This window comes from Nitrobacter sp. 62-23 (assembly GCF_001897285.1).
In the GTDB taxonomy this organism is placed as follows: domain Bacteria; phylum Pseudomonadota; class Alphaproteobacteria; order Rhizobiales; family Xanthobacteraceae; genus Nitrobacter.
Window position 1 is genome coordinate 3,612 of record NZ_MKSM01000106.1, and the last position, 25,171, is coordinate 28,782.

Annotated in this window: 22 protein-coding genes; 11 read left to right on the top strand and 11 right to left on the bottom strand. The window is 63.7% G+C overall.

The window, feature by feature from the left end:
* Positions 1-81: 81 nt before the first annotated feature.
* Genes BGO16_RS11135 through gatC form a run of 4 tightly spaced genes read right to left on the bottom strand, consistent with a single transcriptional unit; the run spans position 82 to position 2,361 of the window.
* A complete protein-coding gene (locus tag BGO16_RS11135) occupies positions 82-390 on the bottom strand; it encodes a hypothetical protein (RefSeq protein ID WP_292618766.1) in 309 nt (102 codons plus the stop codon).
* The gene (gene gatA / locus BGO16_RS11140) at positions 381-1,856 is read right to left on the bottom strand and encodes an Asp-tRNA(Asn)/Glu-tRNA(Gln) amidotransferase subunit GatA (RefSeq protein WP_292618767.1); all 1,476 of its coding nucleotides are present in this window, start codon (positions 1,854-1,856) and stop codon (positions 381-383) included. The genes BGO16_RS11135 and gatA overlap by 10 nt, the downstream gene beginning before the upstream one ends.
* On the bottom strand, positions 1,853-2,059 hold the full coding sequence (locus BGO16_RS11145; RefSeq protein WP_292618768.1) for a hypothetical protein: 207 nt from the start codon (positions 2,057-2,059) through the stop codon (positions 1,853-1,855). Before BGO16_RS11145 ends, gatA begins: the two co-directional genes overlap by 4 nt.
* A gap of 14 nt (positions 2,060-2,073) precedes the next feature.
* Complete coding sequence (gatC, locus tag BGO16_RS11150; protein WP_292618769.1) at positions 2,074-2,361, bottom strand: Asp-tRNA(Asn)/Glu-tRNA(Gln) amidotransferase subunit GatC; 288 nt, start codon at positions 2,359-2,361, stop codon at positions 2,074-2,076.
* 209 nt (positions 2,362-2,570) lie between these two features.
* Between gatC and ruvX the strand changes: the two genes are divergently transcribed.
* A complete protein-coding gene (gene ruvX, locus BGO16_RS11155) occupies positions 2,571-3,062 on the top strand; it encodes a Holliday junction resolvase RuvX (RefSeq protein WP_292618771.1) in 492 nt (163 codons plus the stop codon).
* 15 nt (positions 3,063-3,077) lie between these two features.
* On the opposite strand, the gene BGO16_RS11160 is transcribed toward ruvX, so the two are convergent.
* The 5 genes from BGO16_RS11160 to BGO16_RS11180 form a co-directional block, all read right to left on the bottom strand.
* Positions 3,078-3,863, bottom strand: coding sequence for a CPBP family intramembrane glutamic endopeptidase (locus BGO16_RS11160; RefSeq protein ID WP_292618772.1), 786 nt, complete (start codon positions 3,861-3,863; stop codon positions 3,078-3,080).
* A gap of 346 nt (positions 3,864-4,209) precedes the next feature.
* Positions 4,210-6,786, bottom strand: a complete 2,577-nt coding sequence (locus tag BGO16_RS11165) for a TonB-dependent receptor (protein WP_292618773.1) — start codon at positions 6,784-6,786, stop codon at positions 4,210-4,212.
* Positions 6,787-6,900: 114 nt separating this feature from the next.
* Positions 6,901-7,887 (bottom strand): FecR domain-containing protein, encoded by a 987-nt coding sequence (locus BGO16_RS11170; protein ID WP_292618774.1) that lies wholly within the window; start codon positions 7,885-7,887, stop codon positions 6,901-6,903.
* 104 nt (positions 7,888-7,991) lie between these two features.
* Positions 7,992-8,495: a sigma-70 family RNA polymerase sigma factor gene (locus BGO16_RS11175; protein ID WP_292618775.1), complete on the bottom strand. Its 504-nt coding sequence runs from the start codon at positions 8,493-8,495 to the stop codon at positions 7,992-7,994.
* Positions 8,496-8,747: 252 nt separating this feature from the next.
* Positions 8,748-10,391 (bottom strand): acyl-CoA dehydrogenase family protein, encoded by a 1,644-nt coding sequence (locus tag BGO16_RS11180; RefSeq protein WP_292618776.1) that lies wholly within the window; start codon positions 10,389-10,391, stop codon positions 8,748-8,750.
* A 163-nt stretch (positions 10,392-10,554) separates the two neighbouring features.
* On the opposite strand from BGO16_RS11180, the gene BGO16_RS11185 reads away from it, so the two are divergent.
* The 3 genes from BGO16_RS11185 to plsY all read left to right on the top strand — a co-directional run bounded on the left by BGO16_RS11185 (position 10,555) and on the right by plsY (position 13,890).
* Positions 10,555-11,508: an aspartate carbamoyltransferase catalytic subunit gene (locus tag BGO16_RS11185; RefSeq protein WP_292618778.1), complete on the top strand. Its 954-nt coding sequence runs from the start codon at positions 10,555-10,557 to the stop codon at positions 11,506-11,508.
* Positions 11,509-11,745: 237 nt separating this feature from the next.
* Complete coding sequence (locus tag BGO16_RS11190; RefSeq protein WP_292618780.1) at positions 11,746-13,047, top strand: dihydroorotase; 1,302 nt, start codon at positions 11,746-11,748, stop codon at positions 13,045-13,047.
* Between the two features lie 252 nt (positions 13,048-13,299).
* Complete coding sequence (gene plsY / locus BGO16_RS11195) at positions 13,300-13,890, top strand: glycerol-3-phosphate 1-O-acyltransferase PlsY (protein ID WP_292618804.1); 591 nt, start codon at positions 13,300-13,302, stop codon at positions 13,888-13,890.
* 16 nt (positions 13,891-13,906) lie between these two features.
* Here plsY and BGO16_RS11200 read toward each other — a convergent pair whose 3' ends face one another.
* Positions 13,907-14,086, bottom strand: a complete 180-nt coding sequence (locus BGO16_RS11200; RefSeq protein ID WP_292618782.1) for a hypothetical protein — start codon at positions 14,084-14,086, stop codon at positions 13,907-13,909.
* 195 nt (positions 14,087-14,281) lie between these two features.
* Here BGO16_RS11200 and dprA point away from each other — a divergent pair, with 195 nt between their 5' ends.
* Entirely contained in the window at positions 14,282-15,400 is a 1,119-nt protein-coding gene (gene dprA / locus BGO16_RS11205) for a DNA-processing protein DprA (protein WP_292618783.1), read from the top strand.
* 206 nt (positions 15,401-15,606) lie between these two features.
* Here the strand turns inward: dprA and BGO16_RS11210 are convergent, their stop codons facing one another.
* Positions 15,607-16,857 carry a hypothetical protein gene (locus tag BGO16_RS11210; RefSeq protein ID WP_292618784.1) on the bottom strand — a complete coding sequence of 417 codons (1,251 nt, stop codon included), beginning with the start codon at positions 16,855-16,857 and terminating at the stop codon, positions 15,607-15,609.
* Between the two features lie 234 nt (positions 16,858-17,091).
* Between BGO16_RS11210 and BGO16_RS11215 the strand changes: the two genes are divergently transcribed.
* From BGO16_RS11215 to purF, 6 genes are all read left to right on the top strand, one after another.
* Positions 17,092-18,342 (top strand): cyclopropane-fatty-acyl-phospholipid synthase family protein, encoded by a 1,251-nt coding sequence (locus BGO16_RS11215; protein ID WP_292618785.1) that lies wholly within the window; start codon positions 17,092-17,094, stop codon positions 18,340-18,342.
* Positions 18,343-18,517: 175 nt separating this feature from the next.
* Positions 18,518-20,008 carry a replicative DNA helicase gene (locus BGO16_RS11220; RefSeq protein WP_292618786.1) on the top strand — a complete coding sequence of 497 codons (1,491 nt, stop codon included), beginning with the start codon at positions 18,518-18,520 and terminating at the stop codon, positions 20,006-20,008.
* Positions 20,009-20,132: 124 nt separating this feature from the next.
* The gene (alr, locus tag BGO16_RS11225; protein ID WP_292618805.1) at positions 20,133-21,263 is read left to right on the top strand and encodes an alanine racemase; all 1,131 of its coding nucleotides are present in this window, start codon (positions 20,133-20,135) and stop codon (positions 21,261-21,263) included.
* A gap of 24 nt (positions 21,264-21,287) precedes the next feature.
* Positions 21,288-22,739 carry a DNA repair protein RadA gene (gene radA / locus BGO16_RS11230; protein WP_292618787.1) on the top strand — a complete coding sequence of 484 codons (1,452 nt, stop codon included), beginning with the start codon at positions 21,288-21,290 and terminating at the stop codon, positions 22,737-22,739.
* A gap of 194 nt (positions 22,740-22,933) precedes the next feature.
* Positions 22,934-23,563 carry a CvpA family protein gene (locus BGO16_RS11235; protein WP_292618789.1) on the top strand — a complete coding sequence of 210 codons (630 nt, stop codon included), beginning with the start codon at positions 22,934-22,936 and terminating at the stop codon, positions 23,561-23,563.
* A 102-nt stretch (positions 23,564-23,665) separates the two neighbouring features.
* Positions 23,666-25,168, top strand: coding sequence for an amidophosphoribosyltransferase (gene purF, locus BGO16_RS11240; RefSeq protein ID WP_292618791.1), 1,503 nt, complete (start codon positions 23,666-23,668; stop codon positions 25,166-25,168).
* Positions 25,169-25,171 lie beyond the last annotated feature (3 nt).

A 25,171-nucleotide genomic window follows, 5' to 3' on the forward strand; every position in this document is an offset into this window, starting at 1 on the left:
CGTGGTGACGGAAACAAGCTGATCCGTCATGGCCGGGCTTGCCCCGGCCAGGTTGCTGATTCCATCCAAAGGAAACATGCTCTAGCCGCCCCCGCCACCCAGCAATTCCACGACGATCTGGTTCCACTCGTCCTCGGATGTACCTTTCGCAAACGGCTTGTCCGCGCGGCGATACCAGTAGGCGGCATTGCCGATCTCGCGCCCCTCAAGCCGATGCAGATAGGCGTGCACCCACGCGGCCTCTGCCCCCAGCACCGGCTGCACGATAACGTGCGCCTTGTTCCAGTCGCCTTTCGCGGCCCACCATAATGCCGCAAGCGGCGCCGAAACGCCCTGCGGTGGCTCGGCGTTCGTCAAACTTGCCTTGAAAGCATCCGGCGTCACCACCACACCTCCGGCGTAAAGCGCCCCGCCGCCTGCTCGATGACCTCGCCGAGCGAAAGGAGCGTCTCTTCATCGAACGGACGGCCGATCAGTTGCAGTCCAAGCGGAAGACCCCGGGCATCCTTGCCCGCGGGCACCGCAATACCCGGCAGGCCCGCCATGTTCGCCGTCACGGTGAAGATGTCATTAAGATACATCTCGATCGGATCGGCGCCGGCCTTCTCGCCGATGCCGAAGGCGGCAGATGGCGTCGCCGGTGTCAGGATCGCCTCGACGCCGGCCGCATAGCAATCCTCGAAATCCTTCTTGATCAAGGTGCGGACCTTTTGCGCACGAAGGTAATAGGCGTCGTAGTAACCTGCGGACAAGACATAGGTGCCGATCATGATACGACGGCGGACCTCCGCGCCAAAGCCCTTCGCGCGCGTATTCTCGTACATTTCAACGAGATTGCGGCCATCGACGCGGGCGCCGTAACGGACGCCGTCGTAACGCGCGAGGTTCGACGACGCCTCGGCGGGTGCCACGATGTAATAAGCGGGCAGCGCGTATTTCGTATGCGGCAGCGAGACCTCGACCAGTTCGGCGCCCGCGGCCTTCAGCCACTCCGCGCCCTGCGTCCACAGCCTCTCGATCTCCGCCGGCATGCCGTCGAGCCGATATTCCCTGGGAAGGCCGATCTTCATCCCTTTCACGGATCTGCCGACCGCCTCCTCATAGTCGGGCACCGCGCGATCGACCGAGGTCGTATCCTTCGGGTCGTGGCCGGCCATCGAGCGCATCAGGATGGCGGCGTCGCGCACGGTGCGCGCGATCGGCCCGGCCTGATCGAGCGACGATGCAAACGCGACGATGCCCCAGCGCGAGCAGCGTCCGTAGGTCGGCTTGAGGCCCACGGTGCCGGTGAAGGCGGCGGGCTGGCGGATCGAGCCGCCGGTGTCGGTCGCGGTCGCGCCCAGACACAGTCCGGCCGCCACCGCCGAGGCCGACCCGCCCGACGAACCGCCGGGGACCAGCTTCGCATCGGACCCCTGCCGTCGCCACGGATTGACCACGGGGCCAAAGCGCGAGGTCTCGTTCGACGAGCCCATCGCGAATTCGTCGTTATTGAGTTTTCCGAGCATCACAGCGCCGTCGCGCCAGAGCTGCGACGTCACGGTGGATTCGTAGGGCGGCTTGAAATCGTCGAGAATTTGCGAACATGCCGTGGTCCGCGTGCCTTCGGTCGCGAACAGATCCTTGACGCCGAGCGGAATGCCATTAAGCGGCCCGCCCTCGCCTTTGCCAATCCGCGCGTCGGCCTCGCGCGCCATCGCTCTCGCCCGCTCCGGCGTCTCCAGCACATAGGCATTGAGGGCGCGCGCCCGCTCCATCGCCGCCAGATGCGCGTCGGTCAGTTCAATCGCCGTAAACGATTTAGCGGCGAGACCGTCACGGGCCTCGGCGAGCGTCAGCGAGGTCAGATCCGTCATCGATCGACCCGGCTGCAGGCGAAGACAGACAGTGTCTTGTCGTTCCGGGGATCGGCGACCCGGATTTTTTCGTCCGCCTGAATCCTGCCGAGAACGGCGTCGATCGCCTTGTCGGGATCAGCCGTCTCGCCCCGGCGCTCCATGGCATCGAGATAGTCCATATAGGCCCGATAGGCCTTTTCATCGCCGCACAGCAGACACATGGGCTCACAACCTGTTATTCGACGACCTTGGGCACCAGAAAGAAATGGTCATCCGTTACCGGCGCGTTGGCGACAATCTTGTCGGCGATGCCGCCGTCATTCACCACATCGGCCCGCTTTTTCATCGTCATCGGGATCACCGAGGTCATCGGTTCGACGCCGTCAACGTTCACTTCCTGTAACTGCTCGACGAATGCGAGAATTGCATTCAGTTCGTCCTGAAGCGCGGGAACTTCCGTCTCGCTGATCGCGATCCGCGCGAGGTGCCCGATACGGCGGACGGTAGCGGCATCGACAGACATGATACACCGAGCCCCAGACATTATATAGAGTGCAGAGCCTCGCCGTCGCTCGGAACCGCGCCCGTCAAGGTTTTCGCCGTATAGCAGAACCAGCTTTCGCGCCGCAACCGCGCGCTGTTCCTCTTGCAACCTGCAAAGGGTTCAAACGCCTCGATGCGTCCCGCCGGAGCGCCGTTTTGCCATGTCTCGCGCCCATGTTATGCGAGGCGATGCCCGCCCCCGTCCTGCCATTGATCGAAGCCGCCTTGCACTGGCCGCAGCGCGGTGCGCTGGTCGGCCTCGATCTCGGCACCAAGACCATTGGCGTGGCTGTCTCCGATCCGGATCGCCGTCTCGCCACCGGCGTCGAGACGATCCGGCGCACGACGTTTACCGCGGACGCCGCGCGACTGCTTGCGATTGCGGGCGAGCGCAGCGCCGTCGGCTTCGTGCTGGGCTTGCCGATCAACATGGACGGCAGCGAAGGACCGCGCGCGCAGTCGACCCGCGCCTTCGCGCGCAACCTGGCGCGGCTTACCGACCTCGCCATCGCTCTGTGGGACGAACGGCTCTCCACGGCCGCCGTCGAGAGAGAACTGATCGGGTTGGACATGAGCCGCGCAAGGCGCGCCGAGGTCATCGACGAGCACGCCGCGATCTTCATCCTGCAGGGCGCACTCGACCGGCTCGCGGCGCGGCGGCGATCCTGCGGGCCGGACTGATCGCGCCGGCGCCGATCATGACTGGCCGGCGATCCACAACGTCTGCAACATCGCCGCGAAATTGTTGAGGCTATGCAGGATCACGGTCAGCAGGATCGAGCCGCTGAGATAGCGCAGGTAGCCGAACAGCAGCCCGATCGAAAATACCTCGGCGAAGAAGAACCAGTCGTATTGCAGATGCATCGCAGTCCACACCAGCGACGACAGCACGACCGCGCCGGCGGGCCGCAGGACCGATTCCGACCATCCGCGATAAAGAAATCCGCGGGTCAGGAGTTCCTCGGTGACGGGCGCCACCACGCAGACTGCAATGACCAGAAGCCACAGCGCGCCCTCGGCCTGCGCCGACTTGAGTACGTCCACCATGAAACCCGCCGAGGTCTCATGTCCCATGGCATAGAACGCGCCTTCCCATCCAAGCACGAGCACGACCAGAGCGACGATGCCGAGCAGCAGATGCCGCCATGAGATCCAGCGCAGCGCGAGATAGTCGGCGAGCGGCACGCCGGACAGCCGGATCGCGATCCAGAGCGCCGCCAAGGCCATCGGCAGTCCCATGACAACCGACAGCGCGATCGTCAGGCCGTTTCCGGCGTGTTCGGTGACCTTGTCGAAACTGAACGGCGCGGGATCGGCAAGCACGAAATAAGCCAGCACCGAAAGCTGCCCGGCAAACATCGCGGCAAATATCACGAGGCCCCACAGGCTGGTGCCGATGAATTTCCAGGCTCGCGGCGAACGCGGTTGCGAAGGCAGCGGCGGCGTCACAACAGGGGGCACGGGCGCTTCGGCGGACGTCATCGACCTTCCCTTTCGTCATGGCCGGGCAGGTCTCCACCGAATTCGACACTTGCTGACGGCAGAGATTTGAGCTGTCCTACGCGGCCGGGATACGATCGGCAACCCCCGGGGCCACGCTGGAAACCGGGGCCGTCACGCGATCCATCGCGTCGGCACCCGGCGTGTCGGCATCATGCGCCGCTGACCTTCAGGAACGGCCACGACCACGCGCCCGGCAGGCCCGGCCTCTCGGGATCGCGCGGCTCATTTCGCGAGAGTAGACGTAGCCGCCATGAAGGAACGCCCCGACAACGGCGGGGGAGGTCTTGCATGGTGACGAACCAGCGCGTCCTTATTGGACGGGAGCTTAAAACTTCGCCCGCGTGGTCAGCAGGAAGTTGCGGGGCTCGCCATAATAGTTACCAGCGTACGGATTCTGATCCGTAACGTAGTAATATTTCTTGTCGAAGACATTGTTGACGTTGAGAGCGACGGACCAGTTCTTATCGACTTGGTATTGAACAAATAGATCGAACACCGCGCGGCCCGGCTCGGTAAATTCAAAGGGTGTCATAGGACCCTCATAATGTCCGTTGACGAATGTCCTTATTAACCCGCTCTGGTAGTATGAGCTTTGCGCGGTCACGCCGCCGCCGATCTTCCAGCCTTCAAGCGGACCTTGAAACGCATAGGTTGTCCATAATTTGAACAGATGCTTGGGCGTGACCGTACTGTAGCGGCCACCTTCAGCCTTATTCTCGTTGTCGTTGAAGGTGTAGCCGGCTTGAATTTGCCAGCCATCCGCGACCTCGCCGCTCACTTCAAAATCGACACCCTGGCTGATGACGCGGCCGCTGTCGAGATAACAACAATTGCTGCCGAGATCACCGGGAGTGGGTGGATATGCGCGGTCTTGTATCGCCTGACCGTTGCGCTTGATATGATACAGGGCAATCGCCGTGTTCAGTCGACCGTCGAGCAGACTACCCTTGACGCCAACCTCATAAGTACGCCCCGTGACAGGACCGAGCGGCGTGCCGGGCAAAGGTCCCTTATGATAGTTCGCCTGTGGTACGTAGGTTTCAGCAAAGCTCGCATAGGCCGACCATCGTTCGGAGAGATCGTAGACCAAACCAAGATAAGGGGTGAATACCTTGTTGTCCTCGTATCCAGCGAAGGATGTGCCAGTGACGGCCCCCGTATTCCGGTCCAAACTATCTGAGGTGCTATCGTATTTATACCAACTCAACCGCCCTCCGAGGATCAACTTCAGAGGGGCCGCAAGTTGAGCGACGAGCGATCCATAAACCCCCTTCTGAACGATCTTGTCCTTAAAACGAGACGTGGGATAGTAGGGTAGATTTGAAATATGATCGAACGGATTGTACTCGAAGATATTGGGAGACAGGGGAACGTTGGAGTCGCGCCATCTCAACGCCATGTCAAAATTGCGCTTATTGATATTCGCTCCCAAAGTCACCTTGTGTTCACCGCCAAGCAGATGGAATGAACCTTTCAGCACGGCGTCGAGCGTGTCCTGTGTATCATCGTAATTGAAATCTCTGTCTCTGAATGTTCCGGGCCCTGTGCCAGTGGCCGGATCGATGTACGTAGCCCACGACATATCGCGACGGTTATTCTTGCTTAAACCTCGCGAGGCCTCGATTCCGAGAGTCCAGTTTGTTCCAAGCTCCTGATCGATGCGAACGAAGTGCTTGGTGTTATTTCTCAGCCAGTGATCATCAGGGCCACCAAGGTAGAAATTGCGCGGCAGGCCGATATCGGCTCCATTCGAATAGCGCGGAAGGCCAAAGAGATTATATCCATCAAAATTCTGGTGCATGACATTACTGCCCACGGTCAGCATCGTGCTGTCAGTAACGTCGGCTTCGACGATCCCGTAAAGCAGATACTTTTTACTCTTGGCGTATTTATAAAAGTACTTCCGATCCTCATAGACGCCGACAAGACGCGCGCGAACGCTGCCGTTCTCGGTGAGCGCGCCGCCCACGTCCAGATCGCCTCGGTAGTTGTCCCAGCTTCCGCCGCTGACCGCCGCATTCATGTGAAGCTGCTTCGTCGGCTTCTTGCGTACCAGATTGACGACACCGCCCGGCTCGCCAGACGTGCCATAGAGCGCATCAGACCCGCGCATGACTTCGACGCGGTCATACATGGCAAGATCCAGACCCTGCATATTGTAACCATCACCGCCCCCATAGAACGGGCTGTTGCCGTCAATCTGGTAATTCGTGATCTGGAAGCCCCGGGAATAGAAGGTAAAACTATTAGTGGATGAGCGCATAGCCGTGATGCCGGGTGTGTACTCCAGCGCATCTTCAACGGTCGTCATTCTTTGGTCCTGAATGCGCTGGTGCGTTATCACCGAGACCGTCTGCGGCAATTCCCTGAGCGTCTGCCCCTTGCCGAATGACGACTGGTCCGTCGTGTAGGAACCGGTGCCTTCGGTCCTGCCGGGATCGCTCGATGTCGCGCCCTGCACGTCGATGGTGTCGAGCGAGATCGCGCCCGCCACGCTCGTGCCGCCTGTCGTCGCGCCCGGCTGGGTAATCAGTACGTTTCGCGCATCCTTGAAGGAATAGCTCAGGCCGGAGCCTTGCAGGATGCGCGCGATGGCCTGCTCGCGCGTCGCCGTTCCCTGAATTCCCGGCGAGGTCTTGCCGCTCGCAATAGACGCTTCATAGGAGAGCTGGATTCCCGACTGCCTGCCGAACGCGGCCAGGGCTTGATTCAACGGGCCGGCTGGGATGTTGAAACCGGCTTGAGCCTGCGCCAACGCCTGGCCCGGAATGACCGTGCCGCTGCCCACGACCGCCGTCGTCGCCAGCAGCGCCGCAATCAGCGCCTTGCTGACACCTTTGCAAAAATCGCTTTTGCAAAAATCGTTCCTGCGAGACCCATGCCCCGGAAACTCTTGCCCCATATCCGACCCACCCCCGAAATGTCATTCGGGACCGGCCGCTCACTCGATGCGGTCCCTTATTGGGCTTTACGAACGGGCTGTCGAAATTTTCTGTTTTTTCTGGCGGGAGATTTTTCAGACCGGCGAGATCACGGTCATGAAGCGCGAAATGCTGCGCACCTTCGCGCCGAACGGGCGAACCACGGCTTCGAGCGCTCCGACCGGATCGGCAAGATCGAACACGCCGCTCACCACGCGGGAGCCGAGAAACGGATCGGCCATGACGACGCTTCCCGGCTGCCAGCGGGCGATCCTGGCGACCATCGCGGAGACGGTCTCCCGCTCCGCCACGATCATCCCCTCCCGCCACGCCGCGATCTGCGAGACCTCCCGCGTGCCGCGGACGACCCCGTGCGAGGCGTTGTCGAAGGTGATCCAGTCGCCGGGATTCAATCGTTCTCCGAGGCGAAGTCCGGAATCGGCCGCTTTCGCCTCGACCGTGCCACGGTCCACGGAGACCGAAACGAATCCCGCGTCATTTGACACGTCGAAGGCGGTGCCGAGCGCCATCGCCGCGAGATCGCCGGACAGGACCGAGAAGGGACGCGCGGCATCGCGCGCCACGTCGAAATAGGCCATTCCCGCCAACAGTGCGATGGTCCTGCGCGCATCGGTGAAATCGATCGCGACCGCGCTATCGGGACCGAGGATAATCTCGCTGCCGTCGGACAAGGTGACGCGCCGGATTTCGGCGGTGGACGTCATGTAGTCCGCCCTCGCGCGCATGAGGGCGCGCGGCACCGCCACCGATCCAGCCGCGGCAGCGCCAACGCCGATCAGGCCGCCGATGACCAGCGTACGCCGCGACATGCCCGCAACTCCGCCCTCGGCGATCTTGCGCTCCGCTTTGCGCTCGGCCTTGCGCTGTTCGGTCAAAACCTTTCCGGTCATGCCGTGGATCGCGGCGACCCTGGCCCACGCCGCTTCGTGCCGGGGACTGCGCGCCACCCATGCCCGCACCATGTCGACGGAAACCGGATTGGCAGGGTCGTTCTGGAGGCGGATGGCGAGGTCCGCCGCTTCATGGAACAATCGGCGGTCCTCTGCTGGCGCTTCGGTCATTCCCATGTGTCCATCATCCCGCGCGAGGGCACGCGGGCAAAGCCTTCCCTATCGAAGAATACGAATGGCAGGCCAGAATTTTCAGTTTTTTGAGCGGCAGCCTATCAGAGGCCGGTCAGCCGGGCATCAATATGATCGTAGGCGTCCCGGATCAGCGACCAGATCCGCGAGGTTGAGAGATTGAGTTCGGCGGCGACCTCGGCAATCGTCATGTCGTCGAGCCGGTGCATTTCGAATGCGATGCGAGTGCGCTCGGGCAGCTCGGAGAGCGCAGCCCTGGTGAGCGCCAGCTTCTGGCGGTCGTAGACGGCGGCTTCCGGAGACGGCGCGGGGTCGACGATCGCGGCGAAATCCTCGGCCGACAGATCGACGCGACGCAACACCCGCTCGCGGCGCTGGTGATCGATGCCGAGATTTCGCGCCACCCGAAACAAATAGGCCGCCGGGTTATGAACCGTCACCGAATTGCCGGGCGGCGAGACGAGAACCTTCACGAACGTGTCCTGGGTGATGTCGGCCGCCGTCTCCTCGCTCAGTCCCCGACGCCGCAGCGCCGCGGTGATATCGCGCGCGTGTCGCACGAACAGCCGGTGCAGGTCCCAGCTCATGGATACCTCTCTGCACGCCCGACGAAAGCTGTCCCTCGCGCGCAAACGGACCCGACCGGCGACAGCGGCCGCGGACGAACAGAACGAGAAGCAGAAAAAATCATGATGCTAAAACTAAACCGCCAGGGTTTGCGACGCCGGCACGCCGTCACGGTCGCACGATCCACCGCAATCGTTTATGGGGTTCAAAATTCGTCCGCAACCGCAATGATCTAGATTGGTTCTAGAACACTGGCTTTGAGTGGATCGTCTTCACGGCAGCGCGCGCTCAAGCAGATCGCGGCTCTGCGCGGCAGACAATTCGGCCGTGCCGAACATGCGCCCGCGGCTGCTCCCGAGGCGCGTCGCGGCGAACAGCGCAGCCTGCTCCGGCGCGGTCCTGTTGAGGGCCGCAGCCGCGGCCAGTTGCGCCAGCGTCTCAACCGCCTGCCGCGCGGCTCGCTCGCCATCGGGCCGGCGGAAAGTGTTGGCAAGAAATGCCACCGCTTCCGCCGCGCCGGGCAGACTTTTAGTATCCGCCACGAAGTCTTCGAGCACGGCCGCAGCCGCCTCCGGCTCGCGCGCCAGCGCGCGCAGCACGTCGAGGCACATCACGTTGCCGGAGCCTTCCCAGATCGCGTTGACGGGCGCTTCGCGATAGTGCCGCGCCAGAATACCCTCCTCGACATAGCCGTTACCGCCGAGGCACTCCATCGCCTCATACAGAAAGCCCGGCGCGCTTTTGCAGACCCAGTATTTCACCGCAGGCGTCAGAAGCCGCATCCACGCGGCTGCCTTGGCATCCTCCGGCGCCTCATCGAACGCGCGACACAGCCGCATCACCAATGCCACCGACGCTTCCACATGCAACGCCATGTCTGACAGCACCGCCTGCATCAACGGCTGATCGACGAGATGTTTCTGGAACACGCTGCGATGGCGGGCATGATGCAACGCACGCGCCAGCCCGGAGCGCATCAGGCCCGCTGAGGCGATCGCGCAATCCTGCCGCGTGAGCTGCACCATCTGGATGATGGTGCGGATGCCCCTGCCCTCCTCGCCGACGCGTTCGGCGTATGCTTCGGTGAACTCCACCTCGGCCGAGGCATTGGAGCGATTGCCGAGCTTGTCCTTCAGCCGCTGCAAATGGATGACGTTGACCGAGCCGTCGGGACGGAAGCGCGGCATGAAGAAGCACGTCAACCCGCCATCGGCCTGCGCCAGCACGAGGAACGCGTCGCACATCGGCGCCGACATGAACCATTTGTGGCCGGTGATGCGATAAGCCTCGCCATCGCGCACGGCGCGGGTCTGGTTGGCGCGCACGTCGGTGCCGCCCTGCTTCTCGGTCATGCCCATGCCGAGCGTCATGCCGCGCTTGCCCCACCACGGCGCAAACGACGGATCGTAGGCGCGCGTCGCGATCAAGGGCATCACTTTCGCAAGCACATCCGGCTGCACCGCGAGCGCCGTCACCGCGGCGCGGGTCATGGTGATCGGGCAGAGGTGCCCGGTCTCGACCTGCGCGGCCATGTAGAATTTCGCCGCACGGACCGCTTCGGCCGCACCGCCGGCCGGCTTGCCGGCGGCCGTCCAGGTGGAATTGTGCAGACCCGCGTGCGCGCTATGCGCCATCAGTTCGTGATAGGCCGGATGGAATTCAACCTCGTCGCGCCTGTTGCCGCGCGCATCGAAGATCCGCGGCTTCGGCGGATTTTCGTTGGCAAGACGACCGCGCGCGGCCATCGCCGCCGAACCCCAGTGCCTGCTAAATTCGGACAGTTCAGCCGACGCGGCCATGCCGCCGTTCGCAGCCACCGCCTCGGTGAGCGGACGGTCCAGCGTGAACAGGTCGACGTCCTCGAACGGCGGCGACTGGTTGAGCACCTCATGGGTTCTGAAAGAGGCCTGTGTCATGCATCAACCTCCGCGGGCCGGGGTCATCCAACTTTACGCCGGAAACAGGCGCGTCATCACAATTCTTCGCGTTTACCCTAAGCGAGCATCACCGGGGGAAAACTCGCTTGGGCGCTATTCGACCTTGCTCCGCCGGGAAACTCTGCCTATAGCTCTGGCTTTAATGACATCGCCTCCGAAATCGAGCTTTGTCCTCGGACACCGGCACTTGCTGGGCATCGAGGGCCTTTCCGTCGCCGACATCACCGGCCTACTCGACCTTTCCGAAGAATACGTCGAACTGAATCGCCAGATCGACAAGAAACGCACCTCGCTGCGCGGCCGCACCCAGATCAACCTGTTCTTTGAAGCCTCGACCCGAACCCAATCGTCGTTCGAGATCGCGGGCAAGCGGCTCGGTGCCGACGTCATGAACATGTCGGTATCGTCGATGTCGACCCGCAAGGGCGAAACGCTGGTCGACACCGCGATGACGCTCAACGCCATGCATCCGGACATCCTGGTGATGCGCCATTCCGCCTCCGGCGCGGTGGAACTGCTGGCGCGCAAGGTCGACGGATCCGTCATCAACGCCGGCGACGGCGCCCACGAACATCCGACCCAGGCGCTGCTCGATGCGCTGACCATCCGCCGCAACAAGGGGCGGCTCGATGGGCTCCTGGTGGCGATCTGCGGCGACGTGCTGCATTCGCGCGTGGCCCGCTCCAACATCATCCTGCTCAACGCCATGGGCGCGCGCGTCCGCGTCGTCGCGCCCTCCACGCTGCTGCCGCCGGGCATCGAGCGCATGGGCGTCGAGGTCGCCCGCGACATGCGCGAAGGACTGAACGGCGCCGACATCGTGATGATGCTCCGGCTGCAGCGCGAACGGATGAGCGGCTCGTTCGTGCCGTCGAGTTCCGAGTATTTCCACTACTTCGGCCTCGACCAGAAAAAGCTCGCTTATGCAAAACCCGACGCGCTGGTCATGCATCCGGGACCGATGAATCGCGGCGTGGAGATCGACTCCATCGTGGCCGACGGAGCGCAGTCGCTGATCCGCGAACAGGTGGAAATGGGCGTGGCGGTGCGGATGGCGGTGTTAGAGGCGCTGGCGAGGAACCTGCCAAATGCGTAAGGCCAGCCATCATTGTTCAAACGCACGGCGAACGTTATCGCGCCCTCTCCCCTTGCGGGAGAAGGCTGCCCGCGCATCTCAACGCAGAAAGTCGGGTGGGGGGTACAGCCCCCTCACCCATATTTATTCATTGAACGGTTCTCCCGCCCTCTCCCGCAAGGTGAGAGGGCACAGTCACGCCGGCTTTGACTCGTCGAGGGGTGCGCCCGATTCGCTGAGAGGGACGAGCGTGACGTCATGGTGAGGGACCGCCGCCCCGTCCTGCTCGCCAATGCCCGCATCGTCGATCCCGCGCGCGACCTCGACGCCCCCGGCGACGTGTTGATTACCGACGGCGTCGTCCGCGATGCGCGGCGCGGCATCGGCGCCGCCGGCGTGCCCGAGGGCACCGACATCGTCAACTGCGCTGGCAAGATCGTCGCGCCCGGCCTGATCGACATGCGCGCGTTCGTCGGCGAGCCCGGCGCCGGCCATCGCGAAACCTTTGCGTCCGCGAGCCGCGCCGCCGCCGCCGGCGGCATCACGACCATCGTCTGCCAGCCCGACACCTCGCCGGTGATCGACAATTCCGCGACTGTCGATTTCGTGCTTCGGCGCGCGCGCGATACCGCGATCGTCAACATTCATCCGATGGCGGCGCTGACCAAGGGCCTTGCCGGCAAGGAAATGACCGAGATCGGCCTGTTGAAGGCGGCCGGCGCCGTCGCCTTCACCGATGGCGCGCAAAGCGTGATGAACGCCCAGGTGATGCGCCGCGCCCTGACCTATGCCAGCGACTTCGACGCCCTGATCGTCCATCACACCGAGGATGCCCATCTGGTCGGCGAAGGCGTCATGAACGAAGGCGAGTTGTCCGCCCGCCTCGGACTGATGGGCATTCCGGCGGCCGCGGAAGCGATCATGCTGGAACGCGACATGCGGCTCGTGGCGTTGACCCGCGGACGCTACCACGCGGCCTCGCTGAGCTGCGCGGAATCCCTCGACATCCTCAATCGCGCGCGGGACGCCGGACTTCCCGTCACCGCATCAGCTTCGATCAATCACCTGACATTGAACGAAAACGATATCGGCCCGTATCGCACCTTTCTGAAACTTTCGCCGCCGCTGCGCAGCGAGGACGACCGCCGCGCGCTGATCGCAGCGCTCGCCTCGGGCCTGATCGACGTGGTAATGTCCGATCACAATCCGCAGGACGTCGAAACCAAGCGCCTGCCATTCGCGGAAGCCGCGGCGGGCGCGATCGGGTTGGAGACCATGCTGACGGCGGCGTTGCGGCTCGTGCACAATGCGGAGCTGGACTTCAAGACGCTGATCCGTGCGATGTCGACGCGGCCGGCGGAGTTGCTCGGCCTGCCGGGCGGCTCGTTGCGTCCGGGCGCGCCGGCCGATGTGATCGTGATCGATCCTGACGTCCCGTGGATCCTCGATCCCGCCGATCTCAAATCGCAATGCAAGAATACGCCGTTCGACGAGTCCCGCTTCTCGGGCCGGGTCGTCCGCACCATCGTCGGCGGGCGCACGGTATTCGAACACGTCTGACGCTATCGCGTTTCGAATGAAGAATATCCGCTCGCTTGGAGAAATTAGCGGTAAATCAAAAACATAGACCCCTCGCTTCTGACGCTGTCAGAAGGAGAAGGCGCTCTTGGCTGTAACTTGCAAAAATCATTGTCTGCTCAAGCCGTTATGGTCGAATTTCGATGCTCCGGACGATCTGAAATATCTGCCGTGGCGCGACCGGGCTGATCTATGGTTTACATCTGCGGCATTGACGTCCGGAGTCCCTTTGCGATGTTTCCCAACGGCCTGATTGCCTTCGTTTTCGGCTATCTGCTCGGCTCAATTCCATTTGGAATGATCCTCACGCGGATCGCAGGCACGCAGGATCTGCGTTCGATCGGCTCGGGCAATATCGGCGCGACCAATGTGCTGCGGACCGGACGCAAGAGCCTCGCAGCGGCAACGCTCATCGGCGACATGCTCAAGGGTACGGTAGCAGTCGTCATTGCATCGCTTTTATCCGGACCGGGAGCCGCGATGGCCGCGGCATTGGGCGCATTCCTCGGCCACCTGTTTCCGGTGTGGCTCAAATTCCGCGGCGGCAAGGGCGTCGCCACCTATATCGGCGTGCTGCTCGGCCTGTTCTGGCCGGCGGCGCTCGCGTTCTGCGCGATCTGGCTGCTCGTCGCGTTCACGACGCGTTACTCGTCGCTGTCGGCGCTGCTCGCCAGCCTCGCCACACCGCTCGTGCTGTGGGGACTGGGACACCCGCAATTTGCCTCGCTGTTCACGGTGCTGACAGTGCTGCTGTGGTTCAAGCATCGGGAGAACATCAGCCGTCTTATCGCTGGCAGCGAAGGCAAAATCGGCGCGAAGGCGTAGACTTGCAGACAGCCAGCTATCGCGGGGTGATGCTGGTAATGTGGCCATCAAGGTCAACGGTGAAGGTCAGGCCCAACGCGGTGAATTGACCGCCGCGAGCGTCAATGACATCGGGATTGTTGACCCGCGTCCACTTCATGCCGCCGCTGACGACATTGATTTCCTCGATATCGAGTTTGCGAATGCTGTTGTCCATGATCGTCTCCATCCTTAGGTCGACGACTCCCGTCGACGCAGCAACAGGCTTAATGCGATGCGCCGCCCGCGGCCGTGAGGCACCTCACATTGCCAGGTTGGTCTCGTCCCGTGAGTCTTACGATAAGGATGACGGCATCCACGGGTTGTCCCCGCAGCCAGATTGGGCAAATGTTCCAGCGGCTCGGGGGCAGGCGTGGACATCGCGGATTCAGACAGGCGACTGAACGAAGCGCAGCGGCTCGACTGGCTGCGGCTGATCCGCTCCGAAAACGTCGGGCCGCGGACCTTTCGTTCGCTCGTGAATCATTTCGGCAGCGCCCGGGAGGCGCTGAACCGCCTCCCCGATCTGGCGCGACGCGGGGGCGCTTCGCGCCCGGCCAGGCTATGCGGCGAAGCCGAGGCACGGAACGAGTTGGCCGCCGCGCGGCGGATCGGCGTCAGGCTGCTGGCACCCGGCGAGGCCGGTTATCCGCCACACCTCACAACCATCGACGACGCGCCGCCGCTGCTCGGCGTGCGCGGCAACCTCGCCGTCATGGCGCGTCCGATGATTGCGATCGTCGGCTCGCGCAATGCGTCCGGCGCCGGTCACAAGTTCGCGCAGGTGCTGGCGCACGATCTCGGCGACGCCGGTTTCGTCATCGCGTCGGGACTGGCGCGCGGCATCGATCAGGCGGCGCATCGCGCAAGCCTCGCGAGCGGCACCGTCGCGGTGCTGGCCGGCGGCCATGATCGCATCTATCCGCCGGAGCATGAGGATCTGCTTGCGGCCGTATTGGAAGACGGCGGCGCGATTTCGGAAATGCCGATGGGCCATGTGCCGCGCGCCCGCGATTTCCCGCGGCGCAACCGCCTGATCTCGGGCATCGCCCTCGGCGCCGTCGTGATCGAGGCGGCGCATCGCTCGGGCTCGCTGATCACGGCCCGTGTCGCTGCCGAGCAAGGCCGCGAGGTCTTCGCCGTGCCGGGTTCGCCGCTCGATCCTCGCGCCGCCGGCACCAACGATCTCATCAAGCAGGGCGCGACGCTGATCACCGAGGCGTCCGATGTCATCAACGCCGTGCGACCGATCATGGGACGGCCGATCGATCTGCCTGCGGAGGAACCGGATTACGACGGTCCCGGAGCCGAAGAGCCGGTGGCGAGCGACCGCGCACGCATCACTGGTCTGCTCGGCCCGATGCCGATCGGGCTCGACGATCTGATCCGGATGGCGGATGCCTCGCCGGCGATCGTGCGCACCGTCCTGCTTGAACTGGAACTGGCCGGACGACTGGAGCGCCACGGTGGCGGGCTGGTCTCGCTGACCTGACGGCGACCAAGACGCCGAGGGAGCGATCGATCACCGCTTGCCTCAACCGCAAGCTCGCTCGAAGAACAAGCTCGCGCGAAGAATAAGCGCGAGACCGGAAGATGCTTATAGAGCCCCGCTTCTGATGGAATCAGAAGCGGGGCTCTGTGATTTTGATTTGACGCATTTCTTCACGCGAACCGGTTTTCCGCTTCGCGCGAAACGCTTTATTCCGAAGCCGGCTCAGACGGCCCACCGGAAACCGGCGGCGGCTCGGATGAGGTGGCGGACCCTGCCGGCGAAGATGGCTCCTTCGGAGACACCGCCGGCTTTGCCGGTTCAGCCGAGGTCGACGGCGAGGGTTGAGCCGTAGAGCCAGCGGGAGACTGTGCCGGCGTCGGGGTTGCAGCTTCGGATGGCGGCTTCACGTCGCCCTCTCCGGCCTTCGGCGCCGGCGTCACCGCCGGAACGGGATCGGCGCGCAGCGGAACGGTCTTGGGCTCGCCCGAACTCGTAGCTTCGGCCGGCCTGCTGGTATCGGACTCCCCCGCGCCGGACTTGGCCGTATCTGGCTTGGCCGTATCGGGCTTGGCCATCTCAGGCTTGGCGGCTTCGGATTTGCCTGCGTCGGATTTGCTGGTTTCGGCCGTACCGGCACTCTCGGAATTGGTCGAACCGGGATTGGACGCGTCCGGCTTGCCGGTGTTGGTCTTGCCCGCCTGCTCCGCGCCGGCTTTTTCGTCGGCCGCTTGGTCGTTGGGAGTTTTCGCTTTTGGCGTTTCGGTTTTGGATGACGCGTCTCCGGCCGTATCGCCTTTGGCGGGTTCCGCGGCCGATGGTACGCTCTTCGCCGTTTCCGGCTTCTCGACCGCTTCGTCGTGCCCGGCGGCACCAGCCTTCGGCGACTCCTCCGGCGCCTGCTTGCCGCGCTTGCCCAGCTTCTTCCTGGTTGCGGGTTTGCTCGCTTCCCTGGCGACGGAATCCTCCGAAGCCGGCCGCGCGGCCTCCGGATTCTCGGTCTCCGGTCGTGCGTGGCGGCCGTGATGCCGGCTCCTGCGACCGCGCGGTTCATCCTGCGCGGACATATCCGCGTCCGGCCGCTCCGCTTCGCGGGAAGGCTTCCTGCCCTGGCGCCCGGCCTGCCTCGGCTCGGATTCGGGTTTCAGATCGCCCGGATGCCGCCTGGGGGTCTCTGCCCTGTAGCGCTCGTCGGTCGCTCCGTTGGAGATCAGATAGGCGCTGAGCATTCGGGCCATGTCGGGGCCGGTGGTATAGTGCTGACGCAGGAAACCGGGCAACGATCCGGGCGCCACCGTCCTGAGCAATCCGCGAGCGCCTTTGTGGCAAGCGGTGCAGTTCCCTGAAAAGATCTGCGCAGCCGACTTGCCCGCTTCGAGATTTTGCGCGCGTACGCGATCCGTCGCGAAACCGACGATCACGAGCATCGCCGTCGCCAGACTGAGCGCTCGGCTCAACATTCCATCCTCCGGGGTGCGGAATCACCGCGACTGCGGCGGGCCCACCTTTTAGCCAATTACGTTGCGAATGGAAGCGCGCAGATAACGCAACCCCGTGATCACAATTCCGGGTATCCGCCCTGCGATACGTGCATTGGTGGAACGGTTCCGTCGATATTATCGTTCTTGGGGAAACGGGGATGTCATCCTCGGCCGACGGGCGACCGGCGCATCCTCGCGATGATGGTGGTTTCGATGGACCGTTTGTTACGGTTTTTTCTGAACCAGTTTGTTCAGCGCGGCTCGATTACATTCGTAACCGCAAGCGGCATGACCTTTACATGCGGCGACGGCACCGGCCAGCCGGTGCGGGTGCGATTGACCACGAAAGAGGTCGCACGGCAGCTTCTGCTCGATCCCGAGATGTCGTTCGGCGAGGCTTACACCGACGGCACGATGGTGGTCGAACGAGGATCGATCGCCGACCTCCTGGCGATCATCCTCGACCAGCCCGACATCATGCCGCGCTGGGCGAAGCTGCAATGGTGGCTCCGCTATCTCGTTCGCAACATCCAGCAATTCAATCCGCGCGGTCGGTCCAGAAACAACGTCGCGCGCCATTACGACCTCGACGGCCGCCTCTATTCGCTGTTTCTCGATGCCGACAAACAATACAGTTGCGCGTATTTCGAAACCCCGGACCTGACGCTGGACGACGCCCAGCTTGCCAAGAAACGTCATGTAACCGCCAAGATACTGGTCGAGCCCGGCCAACGCGTCCTCGATATCGGCTCGGGCTGGGGCGGACTGAGCCTTTATCTTGCGGAAATGACCGGCGCCCACGTCACCGGCATCACGCTGTCGACCGAACAGCTTCAGGTGTCGAAAGCTCGCGCCGAGGAAAAGAACCTCGCCCGGTCGGCGAAGTTCCTGCTTCAGGACTATCGCGACACGTCCGGACCTTTCGATCGAATCGTTTCGGTCGGCATGTTCGAGCACGTCGGCGTCGACCATTACGACACCTTTTTCAAGCGCTGCGCCGAACTGCTCGACCGTGACGGCGTGATGGTGCTGCATTCGATCGGCCGTTCCGAAGGTCCGGGCATCACCAATCCCTGGATCGCGAAGTACATCTTCCCCGGCGGATACATTCCCGCGCTGTCGGAGGTCCTGCCGGCGATCGAGCGCGCCGGGCTTCTGGTCTGCGACATTGAAATCCTGCGCCTGCATTATGCGGAAACGCTGAAGGCCTGGCGCGAGCGCTTCATGGCGCGACGCGAGGAAGCGGTGCGGCTCTACGACGAGCGGTTCGCGCGGATGTGGGAGTTTTATCTCGCCTCTTCGGAAATGTCGTTCCGCAAGCAGAACCTGATGAATTTCCAGATCCAGATCACCAGGCGGCAAGGCATTGTGCCGATGACACGCGACTACATCCCGCGCGGTGAAGCCAGACTGCGAAGCATCGAGCGAAAACAGCGTCCGCGGCTTCAGATCGCGGGCGAGTGAGTTGATTCGGGTGGCCGTTCGGTCGCCCGTTACCGTCAAGTTCGATACGGTTCCGCCTCAAGTTTCATTCGAGCCGGTGTGAGAATCGGGCATAAGGGAGACGGCATGCTTCCGCCGTCCCCAATGGCGCCTTATGCGTGCCCCATACTCGAAAACTCCGTCAAAATCGAAAGCCATGGCTGATTCGAAGATCCTGAAGCTTGCGCCTGATACGGCAACGCCGACCTATCGCACCGCGCCGCACAACATCGAAGCGGAGCGAGGTCTTCTCGGCGCCATTCTGGTCAACAACGACGCATTCTACAGGGTCTCGGATTTCCTTGAGCCGAAGCACTTCTACGAAGAGATCCACCGGACCATCTATGAGACCGCGGGCAGCCTGATCCGCGCCGGCAAGGTCGCAACGCCCGTCACCGTCAAAACCTTCGTTCCCGCCGAGACCGACATCGGCGGCATGACCGTGAGCCAGTACCTCGCCCGTCTTGCGGCGGAGGCCACCACGATCATCAACGCGCTCCACTACGGGCGCGCCATCTATGAGCAGGCGCTGCGCCGCGACCTGATCCGCATCGGCGAAGACATGGTCAACGTCGCCTACGACGCGCCGGTCGATTTCGCGCCGCGGGCGCAGATCGAGGACGCCGAGCGCCGCCTCTACGAACTGGCCGAATCCGGCCGCTACGACGGCGGCTTCCAGAAATTTTCGCAGGCGATGAAGATCGCGCTCGACATGGCGGCCAACGCCTACCGACGCGACGGAAAACTGTCCGGCATCGCCACGGGCCTGCGCGATCTCGACTCCAAAATGGGCGGATTGCAGCATTCCGACCTGATCATCGTCGCGGGCCGGCCCGGCATGGGCAAGACCGCGCTCGCCACCAACATCGCCTACAACATCGCCAAGGCTCATGAGTCGGAGCTTCAGCCCGACGGTACGATGAAGACCGTCAATGGCGGCATCGTCGGCTTCTTCTCCTGCGAAATGTCGGCGGAGCAACTGGCGACGCGCATTCTCGCCGAGCAGACCAGCATCGCCTCCAGCAATATCCGCCGCGGCGGCATCACCGAAAGCGATTTCGAGAAGATCCGCGATCACACCATCGAACTCGAGCACCTGCCGCTCTATGTCGACGAGACCGGCGGCCTCTCGATTTCGCAACTGACGGCGCGCGCCCGCCGCCTGAAGCGCCAGAAGGGACTCGACGTGCTGATCGTCGACTACATCCAGCTCCTGCAGGGCAGCGGCAAGCGCAGCGACAACCGCGTGCAGGAAGTCACCGAAATCACTACCAGCCTGAAGGCGCTGGCGAAGGAATTGAACGTTCCGATCATCGCGTTGTCGCAACTATCCCGTCAGGTCGAAGCCCGTGACGACAAGCGCCCGCAACTCGCCGACTTGCGCGAATCCGGCTCGATCGAACAGGACGCCGACGTCGTGATGTTCGTGTTCCGCGAGGAATATTACCTCCAGAACAAGGAGCCTCGGCCGGGCACGCCCGAATACGAGAAGTGGCAACTCGATATGTCGCTTGTGCACGGCAAGGCCGAAGTCATCATCGGCAAGCAGCGCCACGGTCCGACCGGCACCGTCGAGTTGCAGTTCGAGGGGCAGTTCACCCGCTTCAGCGATCTCGCGCACGACGGCCACCTGCCCGAGCGTATTTGATCTACAGCCCATCTAAGCACGCCGCTCGCGCGGTTGAACCGCCGTGCAGCCGAGCGTAGCATGCGGCATGAATCTCATGCCCGATTCCAGAACGACGTCCAGCGGCACGCCGGCCGACGCCGACATGGCGGTTACGGCTGACGCGGCGATCGGCACCCTCACCGTCGACCTCGACGCCATTGCAGCCAACTGGCGCAAGCTCGAAAAGACCGCCGTGCCCGCCGAATGCGCCGGCGTCGTCAAGGCCAATGCCTATGGCTGCGGAGCCGGCCCGGTGGCGCGCGCGCTGGCTGCCGCCGGATGCAAGACGTTTTTCGTGGCCACGCTCGGCGAGGCCCGCGCCGTCCGCGCCGCCGCTCCCTCTGCCGATCTCTATGTGCTGGACGGCCTCTTTCAGAATTGCAGCGACGCCTTCGCCGCGATCAATTGCCGGCCCGTGATCGGCGACCTTAACGAACTCGCGGAATGGGACGCGTTCTGCCGCCGTACCGGTTGGGCTGGCGGCGCGGCCATCCACATCGACACCGGCATGAACCGCCTCGGCCTCGCCCTCGACGAGGCGCAGGCGCTCATACCAAGAATTGTCGCCGGCGATCACGGCATTACGCTCGTGATGAGCCACCTCGCCTGCGCCGAAACGCTCCATCATCCGCTCAACGCCAGACAGGTTGCGGCCTTCCGCGAGATCGCCGGCCAGTTCTCCGGCGTTCCCGCTTCGCTGGCGAACTCGTCCGGCATTTTCCTCGGGCCGCAATATCCGTTCGACCTGGTGCGTCCGGGCGCCGCGCTCTACGGCGTCAATCCCACGCCGGAAGCCGACAATCCGATGCGGCCCGTTGTCGAGCTGAAAGCCCGGATCGTGCATATCCGGATGGTCGACAAGGGCGAAAGCGTTGGCTACGGCGCAACGTGGACAGCGCGGCGGCCGACGCGGCTCGCCATCGTTGCGGCGGGATATGCCGACGGCTATTTCCGCGCCGGCGGCAGCAATGACGGCACCCGCGGAGCGGACGTCGTGGTGGCGGGAACGCGATGCCCGGTGGCGGGCCGCATTTCCATGGACCTGCTGGCGGTCGACATCACCGACCTGCCATCTCGTGCGACGGTGCGGCGCGGCCATTTCGTCACGCTGATCGGCGAAGGCATCACCGTGGACGAACTTGCGCACCATTTCGGCACCATCGGCTACGAGGTGCTGACGAGTCTCGGCGACCGCTACAATCGAATCTACAAAGGCGGACCAGCCGGGTCGTGACCTCGGCGCCCGGCTCGATCGAAAATGGCAAAATCCGCCCTCTCCTTCGTCTGCCAGACCTGCGGCGCGGCGTATAACCGCTGGCAGGGCAAGTGCGATGCTTGCGGCGAATGGAATACGCTGGCCGAGGAGGACTTAACCGGCGCGACGACGATGCCGGTCAGCATCCGCTCCAAGCGCAAGGGCCGGCTGTTCACGCTGGAAACGCTGGCAGGCAAAACACAGGACGCGCCGCGCCTTTCTTCCGGCATGACCGAGCTCGATCGCGTCACCGGCGGCGGGTTCGTGCGCGGCTCGGTGCTGCTGGTCGGCGGCGACCCCGGCATCGGCAAATCGACGCTGCTGACGCAGGCGACCAGCTTGCTCGCCCGCGCGGGCCATCGCGCGGTCTATATTTCCGGCGAGGAAGCGGTCGCGCAGGTGCGGTTGCGCGCCGAACGCCTCGGACTTGCCGACGCGCCGGTGCAGCTTGCGGCGGAGACCTCGGTCGAGGACATCGTCGCCACCCTGTCCGAAGGCGCGGTGCCGCGCCTCGTGGTGATCGACTCGATCCAGACCATGTGGACCGACACCGTGGAATCCGCGCCCGGCACCGTCACCCAGGTGCGCGCCTCGGCGCAGGCGCTGATTCGCTTCGCCAAGAAGTCCGGGGCGGCGCTGATCCTGGTCGGCCACGTCACCAAGGACGGCCAGATCGCAGGTCCCCGCGTGGTCGAGCACATGGTCGACGCCGTGCTGTCGTTCGAAGGCGAAGGCTCGCAGCAATTCCGCATCCTGCGCGCGGTGAAGAACCGTTTCGGTCCCACAGACGAGATCGGCGTCTTTGAGATGACCGGGCTCGGCTTGCGCGAGGTGTCAAACCCATCCGAACTGTTTCTGTCGGCGCGCGACCTCGGCAGTCCCGGCACCGCGGTGTTCGCGGGCCTTGAAGGCACCCGCCCGGTGCTGGTGGAGTTGCAGGCGCTGGTGGCGCCGACCGCGCTCGGCACGCCGCGGCGTGCCGTGGTCGGCTGGGATTCGAACCGGCTCTCCATGGTGCTGGCGGTTCTCGAAGCCCATTGCGGGGTCAAGCTGTCGGGTCACGATGTCTATTTCAATGTCGCCGGCGGCCTTCGCATCAGCGAGCCCGCCGCCGACCTCGCCGCGGCGGCGGCGCTGGTGTCCTCGCTGACACATGCCCAGTTGCCGACCGACGCGGTGTATTTCGGCGAGATTTCGCTGTCAGGCGCGGTCAGGCCGGTGGCGCAGACCTCGGCGCGGCTAAAGGAAGCAGCCAAGCTCGGATTCGGTCGCGCCGTGCTTCCCGAATCAGCCCGTGGCGACATCGGCGGCGATGCCGGTCTGACGCTTGATACAGTCGCCGGATTGACGACGCTGGTGGCGGATATCGCCGCGCGCGGACAAGGCCATCCCGCCAAGGCCACCGACCCGGAGAAAAATGCCACACCGCCCGGATTCCGTCGTCAGAACGGCTAAAGCGGGCGTGACCTCCGCATCGGCCGCCGCTATACATTCGGCGCGGCCGCGAGGTCGACGATATGTTGCGCGAAGGTCCTTGCGGGACGCGTCATATGACCGTCAGCCTGGACCGGCAGTGAGACGCCGATTCGGTTACTTTGATTTACGACCTGGATTTGCGACCTGGATTTACGAGCGGACCTGAACAGCCGATGCCGATAACCATCCTCGACCTCGTTCTGCTCGGCGTGATGCTGATTTCGGGCCTGCTCGCGATGATCCGCGGCTTCATGCGCGAAATCCTGTCGATCGCGTCCTGGGGCATTGCCGCGCTGGCGACGCTCTACTCGTTCCAGAAACTGTTGCCGTTCGCCAAGACCTATATCGAGAGCGAAACGCTGGCGGCCGGGGCCGTGATCGGCGGCGTTTTCATCGGCACCCTGATCGTGGTTTCGATCCTCACGACGCGCATTTCCGACATGGTTCTGGATTCGCGGATCGGCGCGCTCGACCGCACCCTGGGTTTCCTGTTCGGGCTGGCGCGAGGCCTGCTGATCGTCGTTGTTGCCTTTCTGTTCTTTACCTGGCTGGTTCCTGACAAGCAGCGGCCGGACTGGGTCACGGGCGCGAAGTCGCTCACGGTGCTCAATTCCACCGGCGTCTGGCTGCAATCGCTATTGCCGGACGATCCCGAGAACACCATCTTAAACAAACTCAAGAAGAATAAGCCGGAAGCGGATCAATCGGATACGGAACCGACTCCCCCCGGCTCCGACGGCTACTCCAAGCCTGCCCGAGACGGCCTGCAAAAGCTGATCGACGGCAAACCGGCGGAACACTAGGGCTACTCCGGCTTTGATGGAATCGATGTCGGACTCCGGCTTTTCGACGTTTGACCTGAACCGGTAACTACTTCGCTCGAAAATGCTATAGTGCGAGGCGCAATGGACTGTCAGCAGAGCCCTTCCGGTGACGCGCGCGAGCCGGATTTCGATCTCGATGGCGACACGCTCCGCGAGGAATGCGGCGTGTTCGGCATCTTCGGCCATCCCGACGCCGCCGCCATCACCGCGCTCGGTCTCCACGCTCTCCAGCATCGCGGCCAGGAAGCCGCCGGCATCGTCACCTTCGACGGTCAGCGATTTCACTCCGAACGCCGCCTCGGTCTCGTCGGCGACACCTTCTCCCGCCGCGCGGTGATCGAAGGTCTTCCCGGCAGCGCGGCCATCGGCCACACCCGCTACTCCACAACCGGCGGCACCATCCTGCGCAACGTGCAGCCGCTGTTCGCCGAACTCAATGCCGGCGGATTCGCGGTCGCCCACAACGGCAACCTCACCAACGGGCTGACGCTGCGCCGCGAGCTGGTGAGCAACGGCGCCTTGATGCAATCGACCTCCGACACCGAGGCGATCCTGCATCTGGTGGCGCAATCCCGGCGCGGCCGTTTCATTGAGCGCTACATCGAGGCGCTCCGGGCCATTGAGGGCGCCTACGCGCTGGTATCGCTGACCAACAAGAAGCTGGTCGGCGCGCGCGACCCGCGCGGCATCCGCCCGCTCGTTCTCGGCGAACTCGACGGTTGCCCGATCCTGGTGTCGGAAACCTGCGCGCTCGACATTATCGGCGCGAAATATGTCCGCGACATCGAACCCGGCGAAATCATCGTATTCCATCGCAAGGACGGGACCATCCAGACTGAAATTCACAAGCCCTTTCCGCCGATGCCGCCGCGGCCCTGCATTTTCGAATACATCTATTTCTCGCGGCCGGATTCCATCGTCGCCGGCCGTTCGGTCTATGAAGTGCGCAAGGCGTTCGGCGCGCAACTCGCCCGCGAAAGCCACGCCGAGGTCGACGTGGTGGTGCCGGTGCCCGATTCCGGCGTGCCTGCCGCACTCGGCTACAGCCAGTTCTCCGGCGTCCCGTACGAACTCGGCATTATCAGAAACCACTATGTCGGCCGCACCTTCATCCAGCCGGCTCAAAGCGTCCGCGAACTCGGCGTGCGCATGAAGCATTCGGCCAACCGCGCCGCGATTGCGGGCAAACGCATCGTCCTGATCGACGACTCGCTGGTGCGCGGCACCACCTCGAAGAAGATCGTGCGCATGATGCGCGATGCCGGCGCCACGGAGGTGCACTTCCGTCTCGCCTCGCCGCCGATCATTCACCCCGATTACTACGGCATCGACTTGCCGGACCGTAACGGACTGTTGGCCGCGACCCACAGCCTTGAACAGATGCGCGACATCATCGGCGCGGATTCGCTGGCCTTCCTCTCCATCGACGGCATGTATCGCGCCATGGGCGAGCCGGGACGCGATCCTGCCAATCCGAAATACTCCGACCACTGCTTCACCGGCGCCTATCCCACCAGCCTCACCGACCATACCGACGTCGAACCGCAGCCGCATCAACTGTCGCTGCTTGCGGAGGCGAGCTGACCC

Coding starts and splice junctions, on each gene's coding strand:
- BGO16_RS11180 (WP_292618776.1), bottom strand. CDS start 10,391: ATGACACAGGCCTCTTTCAGAACCCATGAGGTGCTCAACCAGTCGCCG.
- gatA (WP_292618767.1), bottom strand. CDS start 1,856: ATGACGGATCTGACCTCGCTGACGCTCGCCGAGGCCCGTGACGGTCTC.
- BGO16_RS11210 (WP_292618784.1), bottom strand. CDS start 16,857: ATGTTGAGCCGAGCGCTCAGTCTGGCGACGGCGATGCTCGTGATCGTC.
- BGO16_RS11235 (WP_292618789.1), top strand. CDS start 22,934: ATGCCGATAACCATCCTCGACCTCGTTCTGCTCGGCGTGATGCTGATT.
- BGO16_RS11220 (WP_292618786.1), top strand. CDS start 18,518: ATGGCTGATTCGAAGATCCTGAAGCTTGCGCCTGATACGGCAACGCCG.
- gatC (WP_292618769.1), bottom strand. CDS start 2,361: ATGTCTGTCGATGCCGCTACCGTCCGCCGTATCGGGCACCTCGCGCGG.
- BGO16_RS11190 (WP_292618780.1), top strand. CDS start 11,746: ATGGTGAGGGACCGCCGCCCCGTCCTGCTCGCCAATGCCCGCATCGTC.
- plsY (WP_292618804.1), top strand. CDS start 13,300: ATGTTTCCCAACGGCCTGATTGCCTTCGTTTTCGGCTATCTGCTCGGC.
- BGO16_RS11215 (WP_292618785.1), top strand. CDS start 17,092: ATGGACCGTTTGTTACGGTTTTTTCTGAACCAGTTTGTTCAGCGCGGC.
- ruvX (WP_292618771.1), top strand. CDS start 2,571: ATGCCCGCCCCCGTCCTGCCATTGATCGAAGCCGCCTTGCACTGGCCG.
- BGO16_RS11170 (WP_292618774.1), bottom strand. CDS start 7,887: ATGACCGAAGCGCCAGCAGAGGACCGCCGATTGTTCCATGAAGCGGCG.
- BGO16_RS11165 (WP_292618773.1), bottom strand. CDS start 6,786: ATGGGGCAAGAGTTTCCGGGGCATGGGTCTCGCAGGAACGATTTTTGC.
- BGO16_RS11175 (WP_292618775.1), bottom strand. CDS start 8,495: ATGAGCTGGGACCTGCACCGGCTGTTCGTGCGACACGCGCGCGATATC.
- BGO16_RS11185 (WP_292618778.1), top strand. CDS start 10,555: ATGACATCGCCTCCGAAATCGAGCTTTGTCCTCGGACACCGGCACTTG.
- alr (WP_292618805.1), top strand. CDS start 20,133: ATGGCGGTTACGGCTGACGCGGCGATCGGCACCCTCACCGTCGACCTC.
- purF (WP_292618791.1), top strand. CDS start 23,666: ATGGACTGTCAGCAGAGCCCTTCCGGTGACGCGCGCGAGCCGGATTTC.
- BGO16_RS11145 (WP_292618768.1), bottom strand. CDS start 2,059: ATGTGTCTGCTGTGCGGCGATGAAAAGGCCTATCGGGCCTATATGGAC.
- radA (WP_292618787.1), top strand. CDS start 21,288: ATGGCAAAATCCGCCCTCTCCTTCGTCTGCCAGACCTGCGGCGCGGCG.
- BGO16_RS11200 (WP_292618782.1), bottom strand. CDS start 14,086: ATGGACAACAGCATTCGCAAACTCGATATCGAGGAAATCAATGTCGTC.
- BGO16_RS11160 (WP_292618772.1), bottom strand. CDS start 3,863: ATGACGTCCGCCGAAGCGCCCGTGCCCCCTGTTGTGACGCCGCCGCTG.